Origin of the sequence: Piscinibacter sp. HJYY11 (genome assembly GCF_016735515.1) — a bacterium.
Classification (GTDB): domain Bacteria; phylum Pseudomonadota; class Gammaproteobacteria; order Burkholderiales; family Burkholderiaceae_C; genus Rhizobacter.
Window position 1 is genome coordinate 535,757 of the sequence record NZ_JAERQZ010000001.1, and the last position, 25,550, is coordinate 561,306.

Annotated in this window: 23 protein-coding genes; 15 read left to right on the forward strand and 8 right to left on the reverse strand. The window is 68.3% G+C overall.

Annotated features, from left to right (window positions below; translation table 11 throughout):
* The first annotated feature begins 135 nt into the window (after positions 1-135).
* The 3 genes from JI745_RS02430 (at position 136) to JI745_RS02440 (ending at position 3,825) form a co-directional block, all read left to right on the forward strand.
* Positions 136-1,335: a substrate-binding domain-containing protein gene (locus tag JI745_RS02430; RefSeq protein ID WP_201803464.1), complete on the forward strand. Its 1,200-nt coding sequence runs from the start codon at positions 136-138 to the stop codon at positions 1,333-1,335.
* Positions 1,336-1,475: 140 nt separating this feature from the next.
* Entirely contained in the window at positions 1,476-2,948 is a 1,473-nt protein-coding gene (locus JI745_RS02435) for a fibronectin type III domain-containing protein (RefSeq protein WP_201812299.1), read from the forward strand.
* A 19-nt stretch (positions 2,949-2,967) separates the two neighbouring features.
* A complete protein-coding gene (locus JI745_RS02440; protein WP_201803466.1) occupies positions 2,968-3,825 on the forward strand; it encodes an alpha/beta fold hydrolase in 858 nt (285 codons plus the stop codon).
* On the opposite strand, the gene JI745_RS02445 is transcribed toward JI745_RS02440, so the two are convergent.
* A complete protein-coding gene (locus JI745_RS02445) occupies positions 3,822-5,474 on the reverse strand; it encodes a diguanylate cyclase (protein WP_201803467.1) in 1,653 nt (550 codons plus the stop codon). The two genes, JI745_RS02440 and JI745_RS02445, sit on opposite strands and share 4 nt — an antisense overlap.
* A gap of 380 nt (positions 5,475-5,854) precedes the next feature.
* On the opposite strand from JI745_RS02445, the gene JI745_RS02450 reads away from it, so the two are divergent.
* The 3 genes from JI745_RS02450 to JI745_RS02460 all read left to right on the forward strand — a co-directional run bounded on the left by JI745_RS02450 (position 5,855) and on the right by JI745_RS02460 (position 12,016).
* Complete coding sequence (locus JI745_RS02450) at positions 5,855-7,357, forward strand: sigma-54-dependent Fis family transcriptional regulator (protein WP_201803469.1); 1,503 nt, start codon at positions 5,855-5,857, stop codon at positions 7,355-7,357.
* 296 nt (positions 7,358-7,653) lie between these two features.
* Positions 7,654-10,467 carry a S8 family serine peptidase gene (locus JI745_RS02455; RefSeq protein WP_201803471.1) on the forward strand — a complete coding sequence of 938 codons (2,814 nt, stop codon included), beginning with the start codon at positions 7,654-7,656 and terminating at the stop codon, positions 10,465-10,467.
* Positions 10,468-10,801: 334 nt separating this feature from the next.
* A complete protein-coding gene (locus JI745_RS02460) occupies positions 10,802-12,016 on the forward strand; it encodes a substrate-binding domain-containing protein (protein ID WP_201803472.1) in 1,215 nt (404 codons plus the stop codon).
* Between the two features lie 3 nt (positions 12,017-12,019).
* Here JI745_RS02460 and JI745_RS02465 read toward each other — a convergent pair whose 3' ends face one another.
* The 5 genes from JI745_RS02465 to JI745_RS02485 form a co-directional block, all read right to left on the reverse strand.
* Positions 12,020-12,415 carry a hypothetical protein gene (locus JI745_RS02465; protein WP_201803474.1) on the reverse strand — a complete coding sequence of 132 codons (396 nt, stop codon included), beginning with the start codon at positions 12,413-12,415 and terminating at the stop codon, positions 12,020-12,022.
* The gene (locus JI745_RS02470; RefSeq protein ID WP_201803476.1) at positions 12,412-12,741 is read right to left on the reverse strand and encodes a heavy-metal-associated domain-containing protein; all 330 of its coding nucleotides are present in this window, start codon (positions 12,739-12,741) and stop codon (positions 12,412-12,414) included. Before JI745_RS02470 ends, JI745_RS02465 begins: the two co-directional genes overlap by 4 nt.
* A gap of 10 nt (positions 12,742-12,751) precedes the next feature.
* Entirely contained in the window at positions 12,752-13,390 is a 639-nt protein-coding gene (locus JI745_RS02475) for a hypothetical protein (protein WP_201803478.1), read from the reverse strand.
* Entirely contained in the window at positions 13,387-13,674 is a 288-nt protein-coding gene (locus JI745_RS02480) for a copper-binding protein (RefSeq protein WP_201803480.1), read from the reverse strand. Before JI745_RS02480 ends, JI745_RS02475 begins: the two co-directional genes overlap by 4 nt.
* An 84-nt stretch (positions 13,675-13,758) precedes the next feature.
* A complete protein-coding gene (locus JI745_RS02485) occupies positions 13,759-14,064 on the reverse strand; it encodes a hypothetical protein (protein ID WP_201803482.1) in 306 nt (101 codons plus the stop codon).
* Between the two features lie 286 nt (positions 14,065-14,350).
* Between JI745_RS02485 and JI745_RS02490 the strand changes: the two genes are divergently transcribed.
* The 6 genes from JI745_RS02490 to JI745_RS02515 are packed head-to-tail and all read left to right on the forward strand — an operon-like array spanning position 14,351 to position 19,802.
* Entirely contained in the window at positions 14,351-15,190 is an 840-nt protein-coding gene (locus JI745_RS02490; RefSeq protein WP_201803483.1) for a GH12 family glycosyl hydrolase domain-containing protein, read from the forward strand.
* A gap of 57 nt (positions 15,191-15,247) precedes the next feature.
* A complete protein-coding gene (locus JI745_RS02495; protein WP_201803485.1) occupies positions 15,248-16,438 on the forward strand; it encodes an ABC transporter substrate-binding protein in 1,191 nt (396 codons plus the stop codon).
* Positions 16,435-17,352 (forward strand): branched-chain amino acid ABC transporter permease, encoded by a 918-nt coding sequence (locus JI745_RS02500; RefSeq protein WP_201803487.1) that lies wholly within the window; start codon positions 16,435-16,437, stop codon positions 17,350-17,352. The genes JI745_RS02495 and JI745_RS02500 overlap by 4 nt, the downstream gene beginning before the upstream one ends.
* 1 nt (position 17,353) lies before the next feature.
* Complete coding sequence (locus tag JI745_RS02505) at positions 17,354-18,331, forward strand: branched-chain amino acid ABC transporter permease (RefSeq protein WP_201803488.1); 978 nt, start codon at positions 17,354-17,356, stop codon at positions 18,329-18,331.
* Positions 18,328-19,092 carry an ABC transporter ATP-binding protein gene (locus JI745_RS02510; RefSeq protein WP_201803490.1) on the forward strand — a complete coding sequence of 255 codons (765 nt, stop codon included), beginning with the start codon at positions 18,328-18,330 and terminating at the stop codon, positions 19,090-19,092. Before JI745_RS02505 ends, JI745_RS02510 begins: the two co-directional genes overlap by 4 nt.
* Positions 19,089-19,802, forward strand: a complete 714-nt coding sequence (locus tag JI745_RS02515) for an ABC transporter ATP-binding protein (RefSeq protein WP_404932792.1) — start codon at positions 19,089-19,091, stop codon at positions 19,800-19,802. Before JI745_RS02510 ends, JI745_RS02515 begins: the two co-directional genes overlap by 4 nt.
* Here JI745_RS02515 and JI745_RS02520 read toward each other — a convergent pair.
* Positions 19,787-20,506, reverse strand: coding sequence for a hypothetical protein (locus JI745_RS02520; protein WP_201803492.1), 720 nt, complete (start codon positions 20,504-20,506; stop codon positions 19,787-19,789). The genes JI745_RS02515 and JI745_RS02520 overlap by 16 nt on opposite strands.
* 212 nt (positions 20,507-20,718) lie before the next feature.
* On the opposite strand from JI745_RS02520, the gene JI745_RS02525 reads away from it, so the two are divergent.
* On the forward strand, positions 20,719-21,666 hold the full coding sequence (locus JI745_RS02525) for a fasciclin domain-containing protein (protein WP_201812301.1): 948 nt from the start codon (positions 20,719-20,721) through the stop codon (positions 21,664-21,666).
* Positions 21,667-21,697: 31 nt separating this feature from the next.
* Complete coding sequence (locus JI745_RS02530) at positions 21,698-22,150, forward strand: fasciclin domain-containing protein (RefSeq protein ID WP_201803494.1); 453 nt, start codon at positions 21,698-21,700, stop codon at positions 22,148-22,150.
* A 15-nt stretch (positions 22,151-22,165) separates the two neighbouring features.
* Here JI745_RS02530 and JI745_RS02535 read toward each other — a convergent pair whose 3' ends face one another.
* Positions 22,166-23,578 carry a hypothetical protein gene (locus JI745_RS02535; RefSeq protein ID WP_201803495.1) on the reverse strand — a complete coding sequence of 471 codons (1,413 nt, stop codon included), beginning with the start codon at positions 23,576-23,578 and terminating at the stop codon, positions 22,166-22,168.
* Positions 23,579-23,726: 148 nt separating this feature from the next.
* On the opposite strand from JI745_RS02535, the gene JI745_RS02540 reads away from it, so the two are divergent.
* Positions 23,727-25,517, forward strand: coding sequence for a thiamine pyrophosphate-requiring protein (locus JI745_RS02540; RefSeq protein ID WP_201803497.1), 1,791 nt, complete (start codon positions 23,727-23,729; stop codon positions 25,515-25,517).
* Positions 25,518-25,550 lie beyond the last annotated feature (33 nt).

Below are 25,550 nucleotides of genomic sequence, written 5' to 3' on the forward strand. Positions count from 1 at the left end.
CCTCGGTCCCGCCCGCTGAGCGGGGCGAATCCGTCGATAAAGCGGGCTTGCAAGGGCTGGCACCAAGCTTGCGCTGGGAAGCACCACATCCGGCGTCTTCACCCCAAGGACGCCGACATCCAAGGAGACATTTGAATGACCCCGAATCCCGTGCGCCGGACGCTGATGGTCCTGGCGGCCACCACCCTGGCCTGCGCCACCAGCGGTGCCTTTGCCCAAGGCAAGGAGATCCGCATCGCCCACGTCTACAGCCGCACCGGCCCGCTCGAGGCCTACGGCAAGCAGACGCAGACCGGCCTGATGATGGGCCTCGAATACGCCACCGGCGGCACGATGACGGTGGCCGGCAAGAAGATCGTGGTGATCGAGAAAGACGACCAGGGCAAGCCGGACGTGGGCAAGAACCTGCTCGCCGCGGCCTATGCCGACGACAAGGCCGACATCGCGGTCGGCCCGAGCTCTTCGGGCGTGGCGCTCGCACTGCTGCCCGTCGCCGAAGAGGCGAAGAAGATCCTCATCGTCGAGCCCGCGGTGGCCGACTCGATCACCGGCGACAAGTGGAACAAGTACATCTTCCGCACCGGCCGCAACAGCTCGCAGGACGCGATCGCCAACGCGATGGTGGCCGACAAGCCGGGCACGACGGTCGCGACCCTCGCGCAGGACTACGCCTTTGGCCGTGACGGCGTGAAGGCCTTCAAGGACGCGGTGAAGAACGCCAAGGTGATCCACGAGGAGTACCTGCCGCAGACCACCACCGACTTCACCGCCGGCATGCAGCGCATCATCGATGCGTTCAAGGGCGTGCCCGGCCGCAAGGTGGTCTACGTGGTCTGGGCCGGTGCCAACACGCCCTTCAAGGCCGCGCACCTCTACCTGAGCCGCCACAACATCGAGGTGGTGACGGGCGGCAACATCATGCCGGTGATGGCCTCGTACAAGAACTTCCCCGGCATGGAAGGCGCCACCACCTACTACTTCGGCATCCCCAAGAACCCGGTGAACGAGTGGCTCGTGGCCAACCACTACAAGCAGTTCAAGGAGCCGCCGGAGCTCTTCACCGCAGGCGGCATGACCTCTGCCATCGCCATCGTCGAAGCGCTGAAGAAGACCAACGGCGACACCAACACCGACAAGCTCATCAAGACCATGGAAGGCATGAGCTTCGACACGCCCAAGGGCAAGATGACCTTCCGCAAGGACGATCACCAGGCCATGCAGTCGATGTACCACTTCCGCATCAAGGTGGACCCGGCCTTCGCCTGGGGCGTGCCCGAGGCGGTGGCCGAGATCAAGCCCGAGCAGATGAACGTTCCCATCCGCAACAAGCGCTAGCGCGACGCACGCAGGGAGTGGAGCCGGCCCGGCATGCACCGGGCAGGCCCAAGCCTCCCGACTGCACGGCGATGCAGCGGGAACCCGACGCCCACCAGAGGCAAAAGGAGACAAGCTTGAAACTCACCCGTTCCGTGTTCATGGCCGCCGCATTGGCAGTGGCCGCATCCTCGAGCAGTGCCGCCGTCGTGGCGCTGCCCGCCTACAACGTCGACAAGACCAAGATCACCGTCTCCGGCCTGTCGTCGGGAGGCTTCATGGCCAACCAGCTCGGCTATGCCTACTCGGCGACCTTCTCCGGCGTGGGCGTGTTTGCCGCAGGCCCCTACATGTGCGCCGGCCACAGCAACTACACGGCCTGCATGTACAACGCGACCATCAGCAGCAGCATGCTCAACACCATGCAGGCTGACATCAACAACTGGAGCGGCACGGCCATCGACAACAAGGCCAACGTCGCCAACCAGAAGATCTACATGTTCGTCGGCACCAGCGACTCGACCGTCGGCCCCAACCCGATGGACGCGCTGAAGACGCAGTACACCAACAACGGCGTGCCCGCCGCCAACCTGGAATACGTGAAGCGCGCCAGCACCGCGCACGTCTTCCCGACCGACTTCGACTCGACCGGCAACAACAGCTGCGGCAGCTCGGCCTCGCCCTACATCTCGAACTGCGGCTACGACGGCGCCAAGGCCGTGCTCACCAAGCTCTACGGCACGCTCAACGCGCGCAACAACGCACCGGCCGCGGCCAACTACATCGAGTTCAACCAGTCGGCCTACACCAACAACAACCCCGGCATGGCCGCCAGCGGGTGGCTGTACGTGCCGTCGTCGTGCGCGAGCGGCACGCAGTGCAAGCTGCACGTGGCACTGCACGGCTGCCTGCAGAGCTACTCCAACATCACCGACAAGTTCGTGAAGAACACCGGCTATACCCGCTGGGCCGACACCAACAACATCATCGTGCTCTTCCCGCAGACCAAGGTCGACAGCACCAGCCGCGCCACCTCGGCCAGCGGCTCCCTGCCCAACCCCAACGCCTGCTGGGACTGGATCGGCTGGTACGGCAGCAACTTCGCGCAGAAGTCCGGCACGCAGGCCGCGGCCATCAAGGCGATGGTCGACCGCGTGGCCTCGGGCTCCACGGGGGGCGGCACCTTGCCGGCGCCCGCCAACGTGAGCACGTCCAACGCCACGATCAGCAGCATGACCATCACCTGGAGCACGGTGAACAACGCGGCCGGCTACAACGTCTACCGCAACGGCGCGAAGGTCAACGGCTCGACGGTCACCACCACCAGCTACACCGACAGCGGCCTGGCCGCCGGCACCACCTACAGCTGGACGGTGCGCGCACTCGATGGCAACGGCGCCGAAGGCGCGACCTCGTCGCCCGCGAGCGGCACCACCACCGGCACGCCGCTGCCCACCGCCACCTGCTACACCGCGTCGAACTACGCGCACACCACGGCGGGCCGTGCCACGCAGCGCAGCGGCTATGCATATGCCAACGGGTCGAACCAGAACATGGGCCTCTGGAACACCTACACCACCACCACGCTCAAGCAGACCGGCGCCAATTACTACGTGATCGGGACCTGCCCCTGAATCCCTGGAGGAAAGCACCGTGACCACTCCGACTTCCCGCTACCTGCGTTGCCAGGGCCGCGAGATCCACTTCACCGAGTGGGGCTCGCAGCACCGCGAGACCGTGATCGCCTGGCACGCCCTCGCGCGCACCGGCCGCGACATGGACCACGCGGCGGCGCACCTCGCGCGGCGCTACCGCGTGATCTGCCCCGACACAATCGGGCGCGGGTTCTCGGAGTGGGCCCAGGATCCGGCGCGCGAGTACTGCCTCGCGTCGTATGTCGGCCTTGCCACGTCGCTGGTCGACCAGCTCGACATCGACCGCTTCCACTGGCTCGGCACGTCGATGGGTGGGGCCATCGGCATCGCCGCGGCCGCCGGGCCCTTGCGCGGGCGCATGCGACGGCTGGTGCTGAACGACATGGGGCCGCAGCTCTCGAAGGAGGCGCTGGCGCGCATCGCCGTCTACGCCAGCACCCCGCCGGCGTTCGACACCGTGAGCGAACTCGAGCGCTACTTCCGCGAGGTCTACAAGCCCTTCGGCTGGATGAGCGACGAGCAGTGGCGGCTGCTCGCCGAGTCGTCCACCCGCCGCCTGCCCGACGGGCGGGTGACGCCGCACTACGACCCGGCCATCGCGCAGCAGTTCGTCGCCCATCCGCAGGACTACGACCAGTGGGCCGCGTGGGACACGCTCACGCTCCCGGTGCTGTGCCTGCGCGGTGCCGACTCCGACCTGCTGCTTGCCGACGCGCTGGAAGAGATGGCCCGCCGCGGCCCGCGCGCGTCGACCGTGACCATCCCGAGCTGCGGCCACGCGCCTGCGCTCAACGTCCCCGAGCATCTGGCGCTGATCGAGGCCTTCTTCGCGGCCGATCAGCTGGTGGCCGCTTAGGGCTTGCGTGGCGACGCGGCCGTCACACGGTTGCGGCCGGCATGCTTGGACTCGTACAAGGCGGCATCGACCCGGCTCACGAAATCGGCCGACGCTTCCTGCGCGCCGAGCACGGCACAGCCGGCGCTGATCGTCACCTGGTGCCGCTCGTCCCCGTTGTCGATGACCGCCGCCTCGATGTCGGCGCGCACGCGCTCGGCCACCGCCAGCGCGCTGGGCAGGTCGCAATGCGGCAGCAGCACCGCGAATTCCTCGCCGCCGTAGCGGGCCACGAAGTCCATGTCGCGCACCGCCTTCGAGATCACCTGCGCCACGCGCTTGAGCACCACGTTGCCGGCCGGGTGGCCGAAGGTGTCGTTGAAGCGCTTGAAGTGGTCGATGTCGACCAGGATCATCGACAGCGCCATCGGCGAGCGGTGCGCTTCGCTGATGCGCCGGCGCATCTCTTCCTCGAGTGCGCCGAAGTTGTTGAGGCCGGTGAGCTTGTCTTTGCGTGCCAGCTCGTCGAGCAGCTGCACCTTGGCCTCGAGCTCGGTGTTGAGCTTGCCGATCTGCAGCGTCTGCTCTTCCACCCGCATGTGTGCCTGCGCGTTGACGATGGCGGTGCTGATGAACGATGCCAGCAGGTCGATCAGCGTGAGCTGCGCCTCGGTCGGCACACGCTGTTCGGAGAGCGTCACGAGCCACATCAGGCCGATCACCTTCTCGTGCAGGCGGATGGGCACGTAGCTGAACGAGCGAACGGTTCGAAGCAGCTCCAGGGCGCGCCGGTCCTTGGCCGACATGGGCAGGTGCAGGATCTTCTGCGCATCCGCGACCACGAGGCGCTGGCCATGCATGTAGACGAGGGCGCTTTGCCCATCGTGCACCGTGAGCGAATAGGCGGTCGAGCAGCGATGCTGCTCCCACTCCGCCGCGAGGTGGGCAAAGGGCTCGCTGAAGGCGCTGTGGACCATCGTCAGGTGGTCGTCTTCGGCCATCAGGATGTTGACCATGTCGAGCCCGAAGCGGCGCATGAACTCGCGCGAGATCGAGGCGTAGACCTGGTCGACCGCCGTCAGGCTGTTCATCTCGGCGATGTATTCGACGAACTGGTGGATCTCCGTCGCCATGTGCTCCACCGTCTGGCTGCGGCTGGCGCCGAGCTTGAGCTCCCAGTGCAGCTTGAGCTGCGGTGCGTAGAGCGCGGCGAGCGAGGCAAAGGCGGGCAGGTCGGCCGCACCGAGCAGGTGGTCGCGGCTGAACACGGTGAGCGTGCCGATGGGCTGCTCGGCCCCCGGCATGAGCAGGGGCAGCACCAGCAGGCTGCGCATGCGCCAGCGCTCGAAGCGCATGCGCGTGGTCTCGTAGAAGCGATCGAGGTCGCCGCTGACCACCACCAGCGGCGTGCGGCTCGTGAACACGCTGGCGTTGGCATCGGCCCGGTCCAGCACGTACTGGAAGCCGCGGTAGGTGCCTTCGATGCCGGCGTATTCGCCCGGCAGCCGCAGGTCGGCGGTGACGAGGCTCTTGCGTGCGGGGTCGTGGAGGTTGACCTCGAAGCCGGCGACGCGGCCATCGGCGATGAGGTCGTCGTGCAGGTGTTGCACGAGCGCTTCGAGGCGGGTGGTTTCCAGCAAGCGCAGCAGCTTGGCGCGTGGATCAATCATTGACCGGAGCATCTTCTTTTTGGGCGAAACGATCATCGCTGCGATCGGCGAGGCCGGCAAGGCACGGCCCCTCGAGAAACGTGTCGGTTTCGACTGGCCTTCAGACAGGGTTTACCCGCTTCTTCGTCCGGCAACAGGACACCGGACGGCAACTCTTCACGCATGTTCGACGCATCGCGCCATGGCGGCGTGCTGCAGCGCGCCATGGGCATGCTTGTTGCGACCTCGACCCGATCGCCGCCGCGCATCCGAGGGCCACAAGCGCATGAAGCGCGACATATCTGACATGAAAACAGGCAAGGCACTCCACAGTGCCACGCCGTCGTGCCGTCCAATGGAGAGCGCCGCACATGCAGCTTGATGGCCAAGACATGGCAGACATGGCACAAGACATTTCCCAGCTGTTGCCCCTGGATCCTCACCGCGTGCTCAAGCTCGCGGCCAAGTCGATGTTCGATGTGTTCGAGCAGCTGGCGATGGGCATGATGGTCGTCGACCGCGAGCACCGCATCGTGTGGATCAGCGAAGGCTACAAGCGCTTCCTGCCCGGCCTCGGCATCAGCGGTCCCGACGACTTCGTCGGCCGGCCGGTGGAAGAGGTGGTGCCCAACACGCTGATGGGCAGCGTGGTCGACAGCGGCCGCCCGGTGCTGGTGGACCTGCTCACCAACCAGGCCGGCACCTTCCTCGTGACGCGCCTGCCGCTGCACGACGCGCAGGGCAGGGTGATCGGCGCCATCGGCATGGTGCTGCTCGACCACCCGGGCACCAACATGCAGCCGCTGATGACGAAGTTCACCCGGCTTCAGCGCGAGCTCGACGACGCGCGCAAGCAGCTCGCCGTGCAGCGCCGCTCGCGCTACACGATCGCAAGCTTCATCGGCACGAGCCCCGCCGCGGTGGGCCTGAAGAGCATGGCCCTGCGCGTGGCCAACACCGAGAGCACGGTGCTGCTGCTGGGCGAGACCGGCACCGGCAAGGAGGTGCTGGCGCAGGCCATCCATGCGGCCTCGCCCCGCTCGGCGGGCCCGTTCATCGGCATCAACATCGCCGCCATCCCCGAGAGCCTGCTCGAGGCCGAGTTCTTCGGCGTGGCGCCCGGCGCCTTCACCGGCGCGGGCACCAAGGCGCGCGACGGCAAGTTCAAGATGGCCAGCGGCGGCACGCTCTTCCTCGACGAAGTGGGCGACATGCCGCTGCCGCTGCAGGCCAAGCTGCTGCGCGTGCTGCAGGAGCAGGAGGTCGAGCCGCTGGGGGCCAACGAGGTGGTGCGCGTCGACGTGCGCGTGATCGCCGCCACCAGCCGCGACCTGCCGGCGATGGTCGCTTCGGGCGAGTTCCGCGCCGACCTGTTCTACCGCCTCAACGTGCTGCCGATCCGGCTGCCCGCGCTGCGCGAGCGCCTGTCCGACCTGGGGGCGCTTGCCGATGCGCTGCTTGCCGACATCGCCCGCTGCAGCGGCATGCCGCAGCGCATGCTGACGCCCGATGCCCTCGAGATCCTGATGGGCCAGCGCTGGCCGGGCAACGTGCGCGAGCTTCGCAACGTGCTGGAGCAGGCGAGCGTGATGACCGACGACCTGCAGCTCACGCCGGCCCATCTGGCCAACGTGCTGCCCGGTCGTGCCGCGCCGACGAGCCCGCTGCGGCTCGCGGTCGACGAGCCCGATCAACACGCCGCGACGCCCCATGCGGCCGACTCGATCCGCCCCTTGCCCGACCTGATGGCCGACCTGGAGCGCAATGCGATCGGTGCGGCCCTGCGCGCGACGGCGGGCAACCGCGTCGCCGCGGCCAAGCTGCTGCGCATCTCGCGCGCCACGCTGTACGAGAAGCTGGTGCTGTACCCGGAGCTGCGCAACGTTGGCGCCATTCCGCGCTGACGGCCTGTTCGGCGCACTCCCTCCCTCTTGAATGCTGCGACGAGCAGCAACGCAAAGCGTGTGCCACGGGCTTCGTCCCCGGTGCGGGTGGCCGGCCGTGACCCGGTGTGTCCGCTTCCCGAGCAGCCTTGTCGACAGTGCAGTCGCCGCATTCCAGACACCGCTCGGATAGCGCGTTATGTGCGTTACGCACTTTGGCGTACGCAGGCTCGCGTACGCAATCGCTGAGGCTTACGAAACGCAATGCTGTGGTGCAGCATTCGCGCCGTTCGTCGTCATCCCAGAGGGAGCTTTCCATGAAGTCGTTTCTTTTCCGCGCCACCGCCGTGTCGGCGATGGTCGTGCTGCTGGCGGCCCTGCCGGCGCACGCCGGCAGCCCGGTGGGCAAGGCATCGCCCACGGCCGCACCACCGGTCGTGCGCCTCGGCGTCGCGGCACCCGCGCCCGCCACGCCGCGCAGCGAGGCGCTGCGGCAGAAGTCGCAGCAGCTGCTCGTCAAGTTCCGCGAGGGCGTGACGGTGCCGCAGATGCAGTCGCTGATGACGGGCTTCAGCGCCACGCGCCTCGATGGCTTCTACCAGCCGCGCCGCCTGCAGGCACTGGCGGCGCGCATGCAATCGTGGCGCGTGGTCTCCTTCGCGCCCGGCACCAATGTCTCGAGCGTCTACCAGGGCCTGTTGCGCCGCAGCGAGGTGGAGACGGTGGCGCCGAACGCCATCCTGCGCGTGCAGGCCACGCCCAACGACCTCGACTCCCGCCTCTGGGGCCTGCACAACACCGGCCAGACCGGCGGCCGTGCCGACGCGGACATCGACGCCCCCGAGGCCTGGAACACCATCACGCAGGCGAGCAACGTCACCGTCGCGGTGATCGACACCGGCGTCGACTACCGCCACCCCGACCTGGCCGCCAACATGTGGACGAACCCCGGCGAGATCCCCGGCAACGGCATAGACGACGACGGCAACGGCTACATCGACGATGTCCACGGGTACGACTTCGCCAACAACGACGGCGACCCGATGGACGACAACAGCCACGGCACGCACGTGGCCGGCACCATTGGCGCGGTGGGCAACAACAGCCTGGGCGTGGTGGGCGTGGCCTGGCGCACGAAGATCATGGCGCTCAAGTTCATCGGTGCCGACGGCTACGGCCTCACGGCGGATGCCATCAACGCCATCCTCTACGCGGCCGACATGGGCGCCAAGGTGTCGAACAACAGCTGGGGCGGCCTCGCGTGGGACCGTGGCGGCGTGCTGTATTCCAAGCCGCTGCAGGACGCCATCCAGACCGCGGCCGACGCGGGCATGCTCTTCGTGGCCGCGGCCGGCAATGACGGCACCTTCACCGACGAGCACTCCACCGCGGTGCCTGCCGGCCTGCCGGTGGCCAACATCATCAGCGTGGCCGCGACCGACCACCAGGACGCGCTGGCCTGGTTCTCCAACCACGGCGCGGTGGAGGTCGACATCGCCGCGCCCGGCGTGAGCATCCTCTCCACCGTGCCCAATGGCGGCTACGACAGCTTCCAGGGCACCTCGATGGCATCGCCCCACGTGGCGGGCGCTGCGGCACTGCTCTTTGCGCAGAACCCCGGCATCACCTACCACGAGGTGAAGGCCATCCTGATGAACCGTGCCGACGTGGTGCCCGGCACCGCCACCAAGGTGGTGAGCGGCGGGCGGCTCAACCTCAACAAGGCCGTGCGCTTCAGGAGCGGGGCCGACTGCCAGGCCACCAGCGCCACGCCGGCCGCGCACATCACGGCGGGGCGGGCCTATGCCTGCGGCCTGAGCAACCTCTACGCCTGTGCCGTGGGCTCCAACCAGCAGATCGGCTCGCGCAGCAGCTACACGCCGGTCTCGCTGGTGCGCTCGCGCGACAACGCCTACGCCACGGGCGTGTGCAAGGCGGGCGACATGCCGCCGCGCATCACGCTCAGCGGCGACACCGAGAAGTACCTGCTCGTCGGCACGGCCTACACGGCCCCGTCGGCCACGGCGCAAGATCGCGAGGACGGCGTGCTCACGAGCAAGATCCGCGTCACCGGCAACGTGAACACCGCCACGCCCGGCCACTACGTGCTGCAGTACGACGTGAGCGACTCGGCCGGCAACCTGGCCGTGCCCGAGAAGCGCCTCATCCACGTGGTGGCCGAAGACCGCCCGCCCATCGTCGACCTGATCGGCCCGCATTGCCGCATGCCGCTCATCTGCATCCCGATGTACATCGCGCAGAACTCGACCTTCGTCGAGCCCGGCTACTTCGCCTACGACGAGCTCGATGGCGACCTGACCGGCAGCGTGACCCGTGCCGGCACCGTGCTCACCAACACCTCGCAGATCGGCCGCTACCAGGTGCTCTACGACGTGGTCGACACCCGCGGCCAGCACAACGCGGCGCGCGACAGCGTCTACCGCGACGTCTTCGTGCTGCACCCGCAGCTGCCGCGCATCTTCGTCGACAAGCCCACGGTGCGCATCGCCCGCGGCTACTGCTGCTTCTCGCCCGACGCCTTCGCGGTCGACCTGCGGGATGGCGGTCTCATCAACATGGAGACGACGGGCAGCGTCAACGCCGAGGTGGCCGGGACCTATGTGCTCAACTTCCGCGCCGTCGACAGCGACGGCAACGTGGCCACCGCCTCGCAGACGGTGTACGTGATCAACGACGTGACGGCACCCACGATCACGCTCAACGGCGCCACCACCATCACCGTGCAGCGCGGCCAGCCCTTCAACGACCCGTGGGCCAACGCGACCGACGACCTCGACCCCTGGCCGAGCGTCAACAGCTCGGGCAGCGTCGATACCACCGTGCTCGGCACCTACACGCTGCAGTACTGGGCGACCGACGCCACCGGCAACCGCTCCAACAACGTGTCGCGCACCGTGCGCGTGGTCGAATCGTGCACGCAGACCTCGGCCACCGTGGCACAGCACATCACGGCGGCGCGCGCCGTGGCCTGCGGCACGAGCAACCTGTACGGCTGCGCCATCGGCTCGAACGACAACCTGGGCTCGCGCTACGGCACCACCGCCGTGATCGTGCGCGAGCAGCCGGCGGGTTCGAACTACTTCTACCGTGGGGCCTGCCCGGCACAGTGAGCGATGCGCCACGGGCCACGGTCCGTGCAACTTTCCTCGCTCCTGCGAGGAACGTTGCAGGGCCGAGGCCCGCGGGCCCTGCTCGGTGGGCGAGGGATCGTCATGCGGGCCAGACGTTTGTCTGCCGGTCGAACAGGGTGATCCCTCGCGCTTGTCCGAACATTTCGACACAAATGGGCGCGCGCGGCTCCAGGTGAACGGGCGCTCTCCACAAAGCGTGGCGTAAGTCGGAGTTCAGGCACTTCGCGTGGCTGGTCAGCGAATTGCGATATGGGATGGCCGGCGGCCCAAGCGGCCAACGGCGCGAACCGCGACACATTCGTTGGAGACAGCCATGCACCCTCTCACCCTCACCGCACTTCGTGGAGCCGCGCTCCTCGTCTCGTTGGCATTGCCCGCCGCAGCGCCTGCGAAGGAAACGCCGCCGCCGCGGCAGGAGGTCCGCATCGCGCATATCTACAGCAAGACCGGCCCGCTCGAGGCCTATGGCAAGCAGACCGCGACCGGCTTCACCATGGGCCTCGAATACGCCACCGGCGGCACCATGACGGTCGCGGGCCGCACGCTCGTGGTCAACGAGTACGACGACGAAGGCAAGCCCGATCGCGGCAAGATGCTGCTGGAGACGGCCTACACCGAAAGCCGGGCCGACCTGGCGGTGGGCCCCACCTCGTCGGGCGTGGCGCTCGCGATGCTGCCGGTCGCCGCCCAGCACAAGAAGGTGCTGATCGTCGAGCCCGCGGTGGCCGATGCGATCACCGGCGAGAAGTGGAACCGCTATGTCTTCCGCACCGGGCGCAACAGCTCGCAGGACGCCATCTCCAACGCGGTGGCGCTCGACCAGGCCGGCGTGCATGTGGCCACGCTCGCGCAGGACTCGGCCTTTGGCCGCGACGGCATCCGCGCCTTCAAGGACGCGCTCAAGCACGGCAAGGTGGTGCACGAGGAATACATGCCGGCGGGCTCGACCGACTTCGCTGCGGCGCGCACTCGCCTCATCGACAGCCTCAAGGGCAAGCCCGGCCGCAAGGTGATCTGGGTGCTGTGGGCCGGCGCCGGCTCGCCTTTCAACATCGCCGACGAGGCGCTCAAGGCCACCGGCATCGAGATGGCCACCGGCGGCAACACGCTGCCGGCGATGGTGCAGTTCAACCGCCTGCCCGGCATGCAGGGCGCGGCGTACTACTACTTCGGCTTCCCGCGCGGCAACGCCAACATGTGGCTCGTGTCGCAGCACTTCATGCGCTACAACGAGCCGCCGGACATGTTCACCGCGGGTGGTTTCTCGGCCGCCATGGCGATCGTCACCGCGCTGAAGAAGAGTGCCGGCGTGGCCGAGGGCGACAAGCTCGTCGACATCATGGAAGGCATGAGCTTCGACACGCCCAAGGGCATGATGACCTTCCGCCGCGACGACCACCAGGCCATCCAGCCGATGTACCACTTCCGCGTGTCGGCCGGGGCGATGGCAGGGCGGATCCCCGACCTGCGCCTGGTGCGGGAGATCGCGCCGGAGGAGATCCCGGTGCCGGTGCGCAACAAGCGCTGAGGGCTAGTCGCCGAGCCAGGGTTGGACAAAGGCGAACCAGGCGCCGACAGCGTAGACGCACAGGCTGAAGACGAACACCCGCCGCGAGGTGCGGCGGGTGCTCAGGCAGGCGTCTCGCAGCCGCGGGTCGGTCGGGCAGGGCGCTGTGCGGTTGCGCCACTGCAGCCAGCCGCTGCCGGCCATGGCGAGACCCGCGAGCACGAAGAGCTCGACCTTGTGTTCGCTCAGCCACACGACCTGCGGAAACACCGATACCAGCGACGAGAGCGCGGCGCCGGCGCCGAGCGTGACCAGCAGCGCCGGCAGCGCACAGCACACGAGCGTGCTGGAGCTCGCAAAGAGCCCCAGCACCGATGTCCACCAGCCGGCGCGCGATTCGGCGATGCCGTCGGCGCTCATTTCTTCGCCTTGGTCCCGGCCTTGATGTCGGCCACCGATTGCTCCACCGTTTCGAGCTTGGTCACGTCGTAGCCTGCATCGGTGATCTCGGCGGTGATGACCTTCGGGTCGAGCGTCTGGCCTTCCTTGGCTTCGACGGCGACGATCTTCTTCTTGAGGTCGACGTACACCGCCTGCGTGGCAGGCAGCTTGGACAGGCGCTTCTCGATGCCCTGCGCGCAGAAGGCGCAGACCATGCCGTTGACGGTGGCCTTGACCGTGGTGGCGGCGAACGACGCGCTGCCGGTGGCGGCGAGGGCGAGGGCGATGAGGAGTTGCTTGGTCATGATGTTTCCTTCAGAACGTGTACATGAAATTCGCGCGAGCCTGCTTGTCGGTGTTGACGCCGAGCTCGACGAAATAACGGTTGTGGATGAGGCGCAGCATGGGCGTGACTTCGATCTTCTCCGAGAGGCCGCGCATGCGCCGCGCTTCGACGACGAGCCAGGGCTGCACCTCGTCGTAGTCGACCTCGTAGAACGAGAACCCGGCGCGCACCGAGCCGAAGTCGTGGTTCAGGCCCTCGGCCCGGTACAGGCGCGCGGTGCCGGCGAGGTAGAGGCGGGTCGTCTCGTAGTCGAGTTGCAGCCCGGGCGCCCAGGCGAAGCGGGTGCCGGAGAAGTCGTTGCCGCGGATGGCCCCGGCGCCGGCGAAGAGCCACACATTGGCCTGCGCATGCTCCAGGTTCCAGCGCTTGGCGAGCCGGGTGTAGGTGGCTTCGGCCAGGGTGCGGGAACGGGTCTCGTCGTCCGAGCGCATGTAGAGGCCACCGATGCCGATGGCGTCACGTGCGGTCAGCGCGTGGTTGACCCACGACTCGCGCCAGTTGGGGCTGAAGTCGGCCATCAGCATGGTGCTGTCCTTGAAGCCCATGGGCGCGGCCACGGCGCCTGCCGTGGTCAAGGCGGCGGCCAGCGCGATCGAGAGCCGCTTCATCGCTTGACCTCCTCGATCTCCTGGATCACCAGCTCGTCGTCCTTCTCGGCGACGTGGAAGCGCACCTTGTCGCCCACCTTGAGCGGCGCGAGCAGGGCGGCGTCGCGCACCCTGAAGGGCATGGTCATCGCGGCCATCTTGATGCTCTTGATGGGCGCGTGCTTCAGCGTGATCTTGCTGCGGGCGGGGTCGAGCTTGACGACCTCGGCGGCCACCCATTCGGGGTTGGCCCAGGCAGGGGCGGCGCACAGCAGCGCTGCGGCCAGGAATAGCTTGTTGTTCATCGGGATCTCCAGCAGCGGCTCGGGGGCGAGCCACGGTTCAGGTCACCGCAGTCAAGAACTGCGGACGGACTTCGGGCCTGGAGATCAGGAAATGGGCGGCTTGACCGCCGGTGCGAGCGATGCGCTCATGAAGGCGACCCGCGGCATCAGGGGCTGCTCGTGCACCGCGAAGCTCACCGCTTCGAGGCTGCCACTGGCCAGCTTGGCAAGCGGGATGCAGAGCTGGCAGGAGGAGCAGCTCTCCACGCCACCGGTGGGGGCAGGGGTGCTGTCGCTGCTGTCGTGAGCGCTCGTCTCGGGCGCCTGGGCGCCGGTGTGCATCGGGCAGTCGGCCGGCATCCCCGCCATGGCATGCGCGGCAACGCCGGCCGTCGCCATCTGCAAGCTCATGAGGTCTCCCGCCCACCCGCGCAAGGGGAGCAACACGACCATCAGGAGGACCAGCCAGCGACGCATGCCGCGATGCTACTGCAGCCACGAAGGGCTCGCCGGATGCGCCGTCAATCCCGGGTTCCGCGGTGACAACGTTTTCAGGCACTCCGTAAACTGCGGCACGGACGCGGGGCCGATGAAGCCCCGCGATTTCACTCACCCGAGGGAAGCAGTCACGGAGGGAGGGGCCGCACGCGTGCGGCATGCCTGGTGGCGCGCCGGCCTTTTGTTCGACATCGCCACCATGAAGAAGTACTCCGTCCTGTCCCTTTCCCTGAGCGTCGCCATGCTTGCCACCGGCTGTGGCGGCGGCTCGTCCGCCCCGGCTCCCGCGCCGGCCGCCGGCACGCAGCAACTCGGCTGCACCGACTTCGCCACCGTGGAGGTGGCGGGCCTCGGGCGCCTGACCAACAACACCTGGAACAAGGCCGCCGCTGGCAGCTTCGCGTCGACGCAATGCCTGCAGAGCCGGCCCAACGGTGCCGGAACGCAATACGGCTGGTCGTGGAACTGGCCGGCGAACGGCACGACGGTGTATGCGTACCCCGAAGTCATCGTGGGCTGGAAACCCTGGGACGGCGGCACCAGCAACCACGCGCAACTGCCGGCACGCATCAACGCCCTGCAGCGCTTCGACTGGCAGTACGACCTGAGCGTCTCCACCACCGGCAGCTACAACGTCGCCACCTCGCTGTGGATCACCCGCACCGGCGCCACGCCGACCGGCACCAACCCGCAGGACATCGCCAACGAAATGATGATCTGGACGGCCGGCAGCGGCTTCCCGCCTGCCGGCGCGTACGTCGGCACGGTCAACATCGGCGGCCGGGACTTCGAGGTCTGGTACCAGCAGAACTGGGGCGACATCTCGGGTGCCAACCCCAACCAGTGGAGCTACCTGGCCTACCGCGCGACCGTCAGTACCTTCGCCACCACGCTCGACATCAAGGCCATCCTCGACGACGCGGTGTCGCGTGGCTATGTGAACCCGGCGCACTACGTCTCGAACATCGAGCTCGGCAACGAGGTGATGTCGGGCTCGGGGCAGACCTGGATCAACGCCCTCTCGGTCACCATCCAGTGAGCCGTGATTGAATCTCCTCCTCGACCTACTCCCCCGAGCCATTCCATGAAAGCAACCATGAGCCCGCTCTCTTCCATTCGCCTGGTCGCCCTTGCGGCCGCCGCCCTGACGGCGCTGCCGGCTGCCGCGGCCGACAAGGTCAAGGTCGGCCTGTTGAGCACGCTGTCGGGCGCGGGCTCGGGGCTGGGCATCGACATCCGTGACGGCTTCCAGCTCGCGGTGAAGCACGCCGGCGGCAAGCTCGGCGGCCTGCCGGCCGAGGTGATCGTGGCCGACGACCAGATGAGCCCCGACGCCGCCAAGCAGACGGCCGACCGCCTGCTCAAGCGCGACAAGGTCGACTTCATGACCGGCATCGTGTTCTCGAACATCATGCTGGCCGTGGCGCCACCGGTGTTCCAGTCGCGCACCTTCTACATCAGCGCCAACGCCGGTCCGTCGCAGCTGGCCGGTGCGCAGTGCAACCCGTATTTCTTCAGCGCCTCGTACCAGAACGACAACATGCACGAGGCCGTGGGCAAGACGGTGCAGGCCCGTGGCGTGAAGAAGATCGCGCTGCTCGCGCCCAACTACCCGGCAGGCAAGGACGCGCTGGCCGGCTTCAAGCGCTTCTACAAGGGCGAGATCGCGCTCGAGACCTACACGCCGCTCAACCAGCTCGACTACGGCGCCGAGCTCTCGCAGATCCGCGCCTCGGGTGCCGATGCGGTGTTCATCTTCCTGCCGGGTGGCCTGGGCATCAACTTCATCAAGCAGTTCACCAGCACCGGCCTCAACAAGGAGATGAAGCTCTTCGCGCCGGGCTTCTCGGCCGATGAAGACGTGATCCGCGCGGTGGGCGAGCCGATGCTCGGCATCCTGAACAGCTCGCAGTGGGCGCACGACATGGACAACGCCGCCAACAAGCGCTTCGTCGCCGACTTCCAGAAGGAATACGGCCGCCTGCCCACGCTCTATGCCGCGCAGGGCTACGACGCGGCGCGCCTGATCGACGGCGCGGTCAAGACCGTGGGCGGCAAGATCGAGGACAAGGCCGCGCTGCGCAAGGCACTCGAAGCCGCGAAATTCGAATCGGTGCGCGGCGAGTTCAAGTTCAACACCAACCACTTCCCCGTGCAGGACTACTACCTGCGTGAAGTGGTGAAGGACGCCCAGGGCCGCGTCACCAACAAGACCGTGGGCAAGGTGTTCGACAACCACGCCGACGCGTACGCCGCCGAATGCAAGATGCCCGCTGAAACCCCGTGACCGGGATCCTGCTGCTGGAGCAGGCTTTGAACGGCCTGCAGTTCGGGCTGATGCTGTTCCTGCTGGCGGCCGGGCTCACGCTCGTGTTTGGCATCATGGACATGATCAACCTGGCGCACGGCTCGCTGTACATGGTTGGGGCCTACCTCATCGCCTCGATCGCCGCCGCGTCCGGCTCCTTCTGGGTTGGGCTGGGCGGTGGCGTGCTGGCCACTGCCGCGATCGGCGTCCTGCTCGAGCTGACGGTGCTGCGCAGGCTTTACCAGCGTGACCATCTTTCGCAGGTGCTCGGCACCTTCGCCATCCTGCTGATGGCCAACGAGGCGGTGCGCATGGTCTGGGGTTCGCAGCCGGTGCCGATGGCCATGCCGGCGGCGCTCGCCGGGCCGGTGCAGCTGCTGCCCGGCTTCAGCTACCCGGCGTACCGCCTCTTCATCATCGGCGTGGGCCTCGCGGTGGCCTTGCTGCTCTACCTGCTGGTCACACACACGCGGGTGGGCATGCAGGTGAGGGCAGGAGCGTCCAACCGCGAGATGGCGCAGGCCATGGGCACCAACGTGCGCCTGCTCTTCACCGCGCTCTTCGCCATCGGCGCCGCGCTGTGCGCGGTGGCGGGCGGCATGCTGGGCCCGCTGCTCGCGGTGCAGGTGGGCATGGGCGAGAGCATCCTCATCCTCGCCTTCGTCGTCATCGTGATCGGCGGCATCGGCTCCATCCGTGGCGCGCTGCTCGGAGCGCTGCTGGTGGGCCTGGTCGACACGGCGGGGCGCACGCTGGTGCCGGTGCTCTTCGGCCAGCTGCTTGGCCCGGCCGCAGCGGCGACCGCAGGCCCGGCCGTGGCGTCGATCCTCATCTACGTGCTGATGGCCGGCGTGCTGTTCTGGAAGCCGCGCGGCTTGTTCCCGGCCCACTGACATGACGTCGTCTTTCCAGAACCAGCCGGCGAGCGTGCTGGACCACCGCCTCGACCTGCGCATCGCCATTCCGCTGCTGCTCGTGCTGGCGGCGTTGCCCCCGGCGCTCGATGCGGTGGGCGAGAGGTTCTACATTGGCGTGGCGAGCCGCATCCTCATCTTTGCGCTGGCCGCGACGAGCCTGAACCTGATCCTCGGCTTCGGCGGCATGGTGAGCTTCGGCCATGCGGCCTTCATCGGCATGGGGGCCTACACCGTGGGCATCCTGATGCAGGGCGGCGTGCTCTCGGCCTGGGTGGCGTGGCCGGCGGCCTTCGTGGTGGGCGGGCTTTTCGCGTTCGTCATCGGCCTCGTGAGCCTGCGCACGCAGGGCGTGTACTTCATCATGATCACGCTCGCCTTCGCGCAGATGCTCTTCTACCTGATGGTCTCGCTGAAGACTTGGGGCGGCGAAGACGGCCTGTCGCTCGCCTCGCGCTCGAGGGTCGGCCTGGGGCTCGACCTCGCAAGCGACGCACAGTTCTTCTACGTGGTGCTGGGCGTGAGCGCGCTGGCCTTCTTCGCCATCGCCCGCCTGCTCAATGCACGCTTCGGCCATGTGCTGCAGGGCATCCGCGAAAACGAGACGCGCATGGCCGCGCTCGGCTTCGCCGTGTTTCGCTACAAGCTGATCGCGTTCACGCTCGCCGGCGCCATCGCGGGGCTGGCCGGGGCGCTGCTGGCGAACCAGGGCAACTTCGTGAGCCCGGCGCTCATGCAGTGGAGCCAGTCGGGCATGCTGATGGTGATGGTCATCCTCGGCGGCGTGGGCTATCTCTATGGTGGGCTGGTCGGTGCGGCCGTGTTCCTGCTGCTGGAAGAAGTTCTGGTGGGCTACACCATCCACTGGCAGTTCGGCCTCGGCGCGGTGCTGCTGGCGGTGGTGCTGCTGGCGCCCAACGGCCTGCTCAGCCTGTTGCGGCGGAGGGTTCGCGCATGAGCCTGTTGCGCACCGATCAACTCGTCAAGCGTTTCGGCGGCCTCGTGGCGACCGACCACGCCAGCCTCTCGATGGAAGCAGGCGAGGTGCACGCGCTGATCGGTCCCAACGGCGCAGGCAAGACCACGCTCATCCACCTGCTCTCGGGCGCACTGGCCGCGGACGGCGGCCGCATCCATTTCGATGGGCACGACGTGACCGCCACGCCCATCCACAAGCGGGTGCACCTGGGGCTGGTGCGCTCGTACCAGATCACGAGCGTCTTCAAGCGCCTCTCGGTGCTCGACAACCTGGCGCTGGCCGTGCAGTCGCGTGACGGCAGCAGCCTGCGTTTCTGGACGCCCGCGCGCGCCGAGCGCGCCCGCTACGAGGCCGCGGCGGCCGTGGCCGAGCGGCTGGGCCTGGGCGCGCAGCTCGACCGCACGGCCGGTGCCCTGTCGCACGGCGAGCAGCGCCAGCTCGAAGTCGGCCTGGCGCTCGCCTTGAACCCCAAGCTGCTGCTGCTCGACGAGCCGATGGCCGGCATGGGCCCCGAGGAATCCGAGCGCATGGTCGCGCTGCTGCAGGGGCTGCGCGGCAGCGTCACCATGCTGCTGGTCGAGCACGACATGGACGCGGTGTTCCGCCTCGCCGACCGCATCTCCACGCTCGTCTTCGGCAAGATCATCGCCACCGGGACGGCGGACGAGATCCGCGAGCACCCCGAGGTGAAGCGTGCCTACCTGGGGGATGACACAGAGGATGCGGAGGAAACGCCGTGAGCGCCGCGCTGCTGGAGGTTGAAGGGCTGGAGACGGCCTACGGCAGCAGCCAGGTGCTGTTCGGCATCGACCTCAGCATCCGCCAGGGCGAGGTCGCCACGCTGCTGGGCCGCAACGGCATGGGCAAGACGACCACCGTGCGCTCGCTGCTCGGGCTGACGCCGGCGCGTGCCGGGCAGGTGCGCTTTCGCGGTGAGCGCATCGAGGCGCTGTCGCCCGACCGCATCGCCCGCATGGGCCTGGCGGTGGTGCCCGAGGGGCGGCAGATCTTCCCGAATCTCTCGGTCAAGGAAAACCTGCTCGCCTTCGCCGCACGGCGCAACGCGAGCGAAACGCCGTGGACGCTCGACCGCGTGGTCGCGCTCTTTCCGGCACTGGCCCAGCGCTTTGCCCACATGGGCCACCAGCTCTCGGGTGGCGAACAGCAGATGCTGGCCATCGGCCGCGCGCTGATGACCAACCCGCACCTGCTGATCCTTGATGAGGCGACCGAAGGCCTCGCGCCGCGCATCCGCGAAGAGATCTGGCGCTGCCTGGCCCAGTTGCGCGCGCAGGGGCAGACCATCCTCGTCATCGACAAATACGTGCAGCGCCTGGTGAAGCTCGCCGACCGCCACACGCTCATCGAGCGTGGCCAGGTGGTGTGGCAGGGCGCCTCGGCCGACCTCGCCGCCGACCCCTCGCTCTGGCACCGCTACATCGGCGTGTGAGGCAGGAGCGCCTTCGCGGCCTCGACGCGCAAGGCAAGCGGTGCGCCCTCGTCGTTCAGCACCTGCTGCAGGAAGCGGCGCGGGTCCACGTCGCCCGCCGGCCTCGCCGGTTGCGGCGTGGGTGCTGCGGGCGACGGCGCGGCCTCGCGCAGGCCTCGCAAGGCCTTGTCGAAATCCTCCGGCTTGATGCATTCCAGCCTGGCGAGCAGGTCGGCCTGCCCGTCGATGCCGGGCGGGACGTCGAGCCATGGCGTGTCCGCAAACACCGGCGCGAGGCCCGGCGCGACGAAGGCTGACCAGTTGCCCGTCTCGGGTTGCTGAGAGGGAACGAGCGCAGCGCGGCACTGAGGCGCCGCCTCGTCCGGACAGAGGCGCACGCGGGGCCCGGCAACGCCTGCGAGGTAGCGACGCCTCAGGCCTGCGAGGAACGCGGCACCGCGCGTAGCGCTGACGGTCTCGGCCAACGAGAACCAGAGCTGCAGGCCATCGGTGCCCGACACGGCGATGCCCGGTGGCGGCAGCCCGAGCTCGTCCTGCACCCCGCGCCAGACGGCGGCCAGCGCGTCCCACTCGGCGGGCTTCGACACCTCGATCACGAGGGCCCTCAGCTGGCCCTGGCCGTCGGACAGCGCGGTGCCCGCGTCGGGGTCACGCACACCGGCTGGCAGGTAGAGGCGGAGCCATTCGGCTTGGAGTCGGTTCATGGGGGCGCTCGGCGCAAAAGACGGGACGTAAATTTTCTTCACATCGCGCGGAACCTTCCACACGAGGCCAAATCGACAGCAATACTGAGCAGTTCACAAAAAAACCATACGGTTGACTATGTGAACTTGTCAGTTCACATTGCGCCAGCCCTGCCGGCAAGCGTGCTCCGCTGTGACTCTTTGGCTTCCCTCACTTTCAGGAGATGAAGATGATGCATTGGCTACGAACCTGGCTGGCCGTCTGCGCCGCCGCGGGCTTTCTCGCCGCGTGCGGCGGGGGCGATGACGATCCGCCGCCACCGCCCACGATCGCTGCGCTCGCCCAGCAGCAAAACCTCACGGCCCTGCTGGCGGCCGCCGACAAGGCGGGCCTGTCGGCCACGCTGGCCAATACCAGCGTGAGCCTGACGGTGTTCGCACCGACGAACGCCGCCTTCGACACGCTCGCCACGCAGCTCGGCTTCGCGAATGCGGGCGCCCTGGTGGCGGCGTTGCCGGCCCAGGCGCTGGCCGACATCCTGAACTACCACGTGCTGCCCACCCGGCAGACCGCTGCCCAGCTGAGCACGGGGGCGGCCACGCGGGCCACGGCCTACAGCTTTGCCGGCAGCCCGGCCACGCTTGCCGTGTCGACAACCGGCGGCGTGCGCCTCACGGATGCCGTGCTGACGCAGGCCACGGTGACGACGGCCGACGTGCCCGCACGCAACGGCATCGTCCACGTGATCGACAAGGTGCTCGTGCCGCCCGGCGTGCTCAACGTCGTGCAGATGGCGCAGGCCAACCCGCTGTTCTCGACGCTGGTGGACGCCGTGGTCGACGCCAACCTCGCCGGCACGCTGAGCGGGGCAGGGCCCTTCACCGTCTTCGCACCGACCAACCAGGCCTTTGCCGACATCGCCTCGACCGTTGCTTCGCTCACGCCCACGCAACTGAGCACAGTGCTCACCTACCACGTGATCGGCGCGCAGGTGCTCTCGACGCAGATCCCATTCGGCACGCCGGTCGCCACCGTCTCGGGCCAGTCGATCACCGTGCAGAACGGCCCGCTGCGCATCGTCGACACCACCGCGACGCCGGCGCCCATCGTCGCCACCGACGTGCGCGCCAGCAACGGCGTGATCCACGTGATCAGCAAGGTGCTGATCCCGACGCTCTGACTTTCCCTCACCCCTGAAACAGGAGTCCTCCATGAAGAAGCTGCTCGTTCTCTCCGCCCTGGTGTCTGCCGCTTTCGCGGCGCAGGCCAAGGACATCGTCGACACCGCCGTCGCCAACGGCAATTTCAAGACCCTCGCCACCGCCTTGCAGGCTGCCGGCCTGGTCGAGACGCTCAAGGGCCCCGGCCCGTTCACCGTGTTCGCGCCCACCGATGCGGCATTCGCCAAGGTGCCGAAGGCCGACCTCGACGCACTGCTCAAGGACAAGGCCAAGCTGACCGCCGTGCTGACCTACCACGTCGTCCCCGGCAAGGTGATGGCGAAGGACGTGAAGCCCGGCAAGGTGAAGACGGTGCAGGGCTCGGAGCTCACCGTCGCCACCGCCAACGGCGTGACGGTCGACAACGCCAAGGTCACCGCGACCGACATCGCGGCCGACAACGGCGTGATCCACGTGATCGACACCGTGGTGATCCCGAAGTAAGGCGGCCCGGCGGCCTCAGGCCGCCAGCAGCTCACCCATCCGCTTGATTCCGGCAACGCGTGCGTCACGCAGACGCTGCTGGAGTTCGGCCCATCGGGTGTTGCCCTCGCTGGCGGCCTGTCGGCCCGCCTCTTCGAAGAGTCCCATGAACGCATCGAGCCGCGAGCGACGCAGCCACTGCTGCAACTCCGGCCGCTGCGACCAGCGAAGCTGGTTGCCCGCGCTGTCGACGTGCATGCGCAGCCAGTCGATGGGCAGCTCGGGCACGCGCACCGGCCGGCAGAGCGCGTTTTTCTCCTCGTCGGTTTCCACGGTGGCTTCGACGTGCGCAATGAACGCCGCACTGAACGACGGCGAACAGCGGCGCACGTACTGCGGCACGATGCGCTCGCCCTGGAACACCGGCTCGATGGGCGCGCGCGGCAGGCCGGAGGTGCTGCAGTGCACGTGCACCGTGCCCGGCGTGGTGGCGAGCTCCCCCTGGGCGAAGACGATGCGGTCCCGCTCGATGGCCTGCACGCGGCCCAGCCGCACCACGCGCCTGATGCGCCGCAACTGCTCGAGCTCGGCTTCGCTGACGGTGGCGCAGCGGTACATCGTGGGCTCCACCTCCGGGTCGATGCGCAACAGCAGGCGGCGGGCTTCGAGCTTCGCAAACAGGTCTTGCACCGAGGCGGCGTCGCGCGCCACTTCCAGCTCCGAGGTGATCGCTTCGAGCGTGGAATAGGCAAAGGGCAGGGTGGGCTGGATGTCGGCGCGGTTGAGCAGCCACGCGTCGCGCGGCCGGATCCAGGTGATGCTGTCCGGGTCGGCACCGTGCTCCAGCAGCCACAGGGCGGTGTCGATCGAGGTCTTGCCGCCGCCCACGATCACGAATCCGCTCGCCGGCTCGGTGAGACGCGTCAGCTCGGTCGGCGTCACCAGGCGCACGCCGTCGGCGACGCGGAAATTCGGCTTGTGCGTGGCCGGCACCTGGCTGTCCGCACGCGCCGCGTCAACCCATTTGCGGCGCGCCTTGAGGCGGACGCGCCGCCCATTGACCAGCGAGGTGGCCACGCCATCGGCGCCGATCTCGTGCCGGCTCAGGTAGGTCACGCGGCCGCTCGGCAAGAGGCGATGCTGCATCAGCCGGTCGAAGTAGGCGCAGATCTCCGGGCCGCTCGCCAGCTCGCTCAGGCCGCGGTTCAGGCCCACGCTGTCGATCACGCCATGGCCCAGCGGCTGCGAGTTCACGCCGTACACCGCGGCAGCGCCGTGCAGGCGCACGAAGGGGTAGGCATCCAGCCAGTGGCCGCCCGGCCGGCTGCGGCGGTCGGCAATGACCATCGTGGCCGTGCTTTCACTGAGCAGCGTGTCGGCGAACGCCATGGCGGTCGTGCCCGCACCGGTGATGACGTAGTCGGCTTCCAGGGTGTCTAGGTTTTCCATGTGAGGCTCCGTTGAGTTGCTTGCACGGAGACTGTCCCGGCGGAGCATGGAAAACCGCATGGGAGCCCGCGTGGGAATCCGCGTGGAAATTCGCTGTCGTCGCGAGGCCCACGGGAACCGGGGGCATGCCACTTGCCGCGCCACCGGCATGAAGAAAACCGTCAGCGATCAACTGCTGGAGCGGCTGCACGCCTGGGGCGTGCGCCGCGTCTACGGCTATCCGGGCGATGGCATCAACGGCCTCATGGGGGCGTTCGGGCGCATTGGCGAGCGCATGGAATTCATCCAGGCGCGCCACGAGGAGCTCGCTGCCTTCATGGCGACCGCGCACGCCAAGTTCACCGGCGAGGTGGGCGTGTGCATGGCCACCTCTGGGCCGGGCGCCATCCACCTGCTCAACGGGCTCTACGACGCCCGTGCCGACCACCAGCCGGTGGTTGCGATCGTCGGCCAGCAGGCGCGTGCGGCGCTCGGCGGCGACTACCAGCAGGAGGTCGACCTGCTGAGCCTCTTCAAGGACGTGGCCCACGAGTACGTGCACATGGCGACCGTGCCGGCCCAGGTGCGCCACCTGGTCGACCGCGCGATGCGCATCGCGCAGGAGCGGCGTGCCGTCACCTGCATCGTGCTGCCGCACGACCTGCAGGAGATGGACGCGGTGGAGCAGCCCCCGCACGCACACGGCACGGTGCACTCGGGCATCGGCACCACCTACCGCGCCGCGGTGCCGGCCGAGCACGAGCTGCGTGCTGCGGCCGAGGTGCTCAATGCCGGCCGCAAGGTCGCGATCCTCGCCGGCGCGGGGGCGCTGCATGCCACCGACGAGCTGATCGCCGTGGCCGATCGGCTCGGTGCCGGCATCGCCAAGGCGTTGCTCGGCAAATTCGCCGTGCCCGACGAGCTGCCCTGCGTCACCGGCGCCATCGGCCTGCTGGGCACGGTGCCGAGCTACGAGCTGATGAGCCAGTGCGACACGCTGCTGATGGTCGGCACGAGCTTTCCGTATTCCGAATTCCTGCCGAAGGAAGGGCAGGCACGTGCAGTGCAGATCGACCTCGACCCCCGCAAGCTCTCGATCCGCTACCCGACCGAGGTGAACCTGGTCGGCGACAGCCGGCTCACCTTGCAGCAGCTTTTGCCGATGCTCGAGCCGCAGTCCGACGGCCGCTGGCGCGAGAAGGTGGAAGCCGACGTGCGCCAGTGGTGGCAGGTGCTGGAAAAACGCGCGATGAACCAGGCCACGCCGGTCAACCCGCAGCGCGTGTTCTGGGAACTCTCGCCGCGCCTGCCGACCGACGCGATCGTCACCTGCGACTCGGGCACCTCGGCCGCCTGGTATGCGCGCGACCTCAAGGCCCGGCGCGGCATGATGGGCTCGCTCTCGGGTGGACTCGCGACCATGGGCAACGCGGTGCCCTATGCGACCGCTGCCAAGCTGTGCCACCCCGGCCGCCCGGTAGTGGCGCTGGTGGGCGATGGCGCGATGCAGATGCTCGGCATCAACGGTCTCATCACGATCGCCCACCGCTGGCGTGAGTGGCGCGACCCGCGGCTGGTCGTGATGGTGCTCCACAACGCCGACCTCAACATGGTGAGCTGGGAGCAGCGCATCACCGCGGGCGACCCCAAGTTCAGCGACTCGCAGGACCTGCCGGCCTTTGCCTACGCCGAGTTCGCGCGCATGCTGGGCTTGCACGGCATCCGCGTCGACCGGCCCGAGGCGGTGGGCCCGGCCTGGGACGAAGCCTTTGCCGCCGACCGCCCCGTGCTGCTGGAAATGGTGACCGACCCGAACGTGCCGCCGCTGCCGCCGCACGTGACGCTGAAGCAGGCCACGCACTACCTGCGTGCGCTGTGGCACGGCGACCCGGATGCACGTGCCATCGTGGTCGCGAGCATGCGCGAGGTGTGGGACGGGCTCGTCACGCGCAAGCCTTAGCGGTCGCGCAACCCGTACACGGCGGCGGCGTTC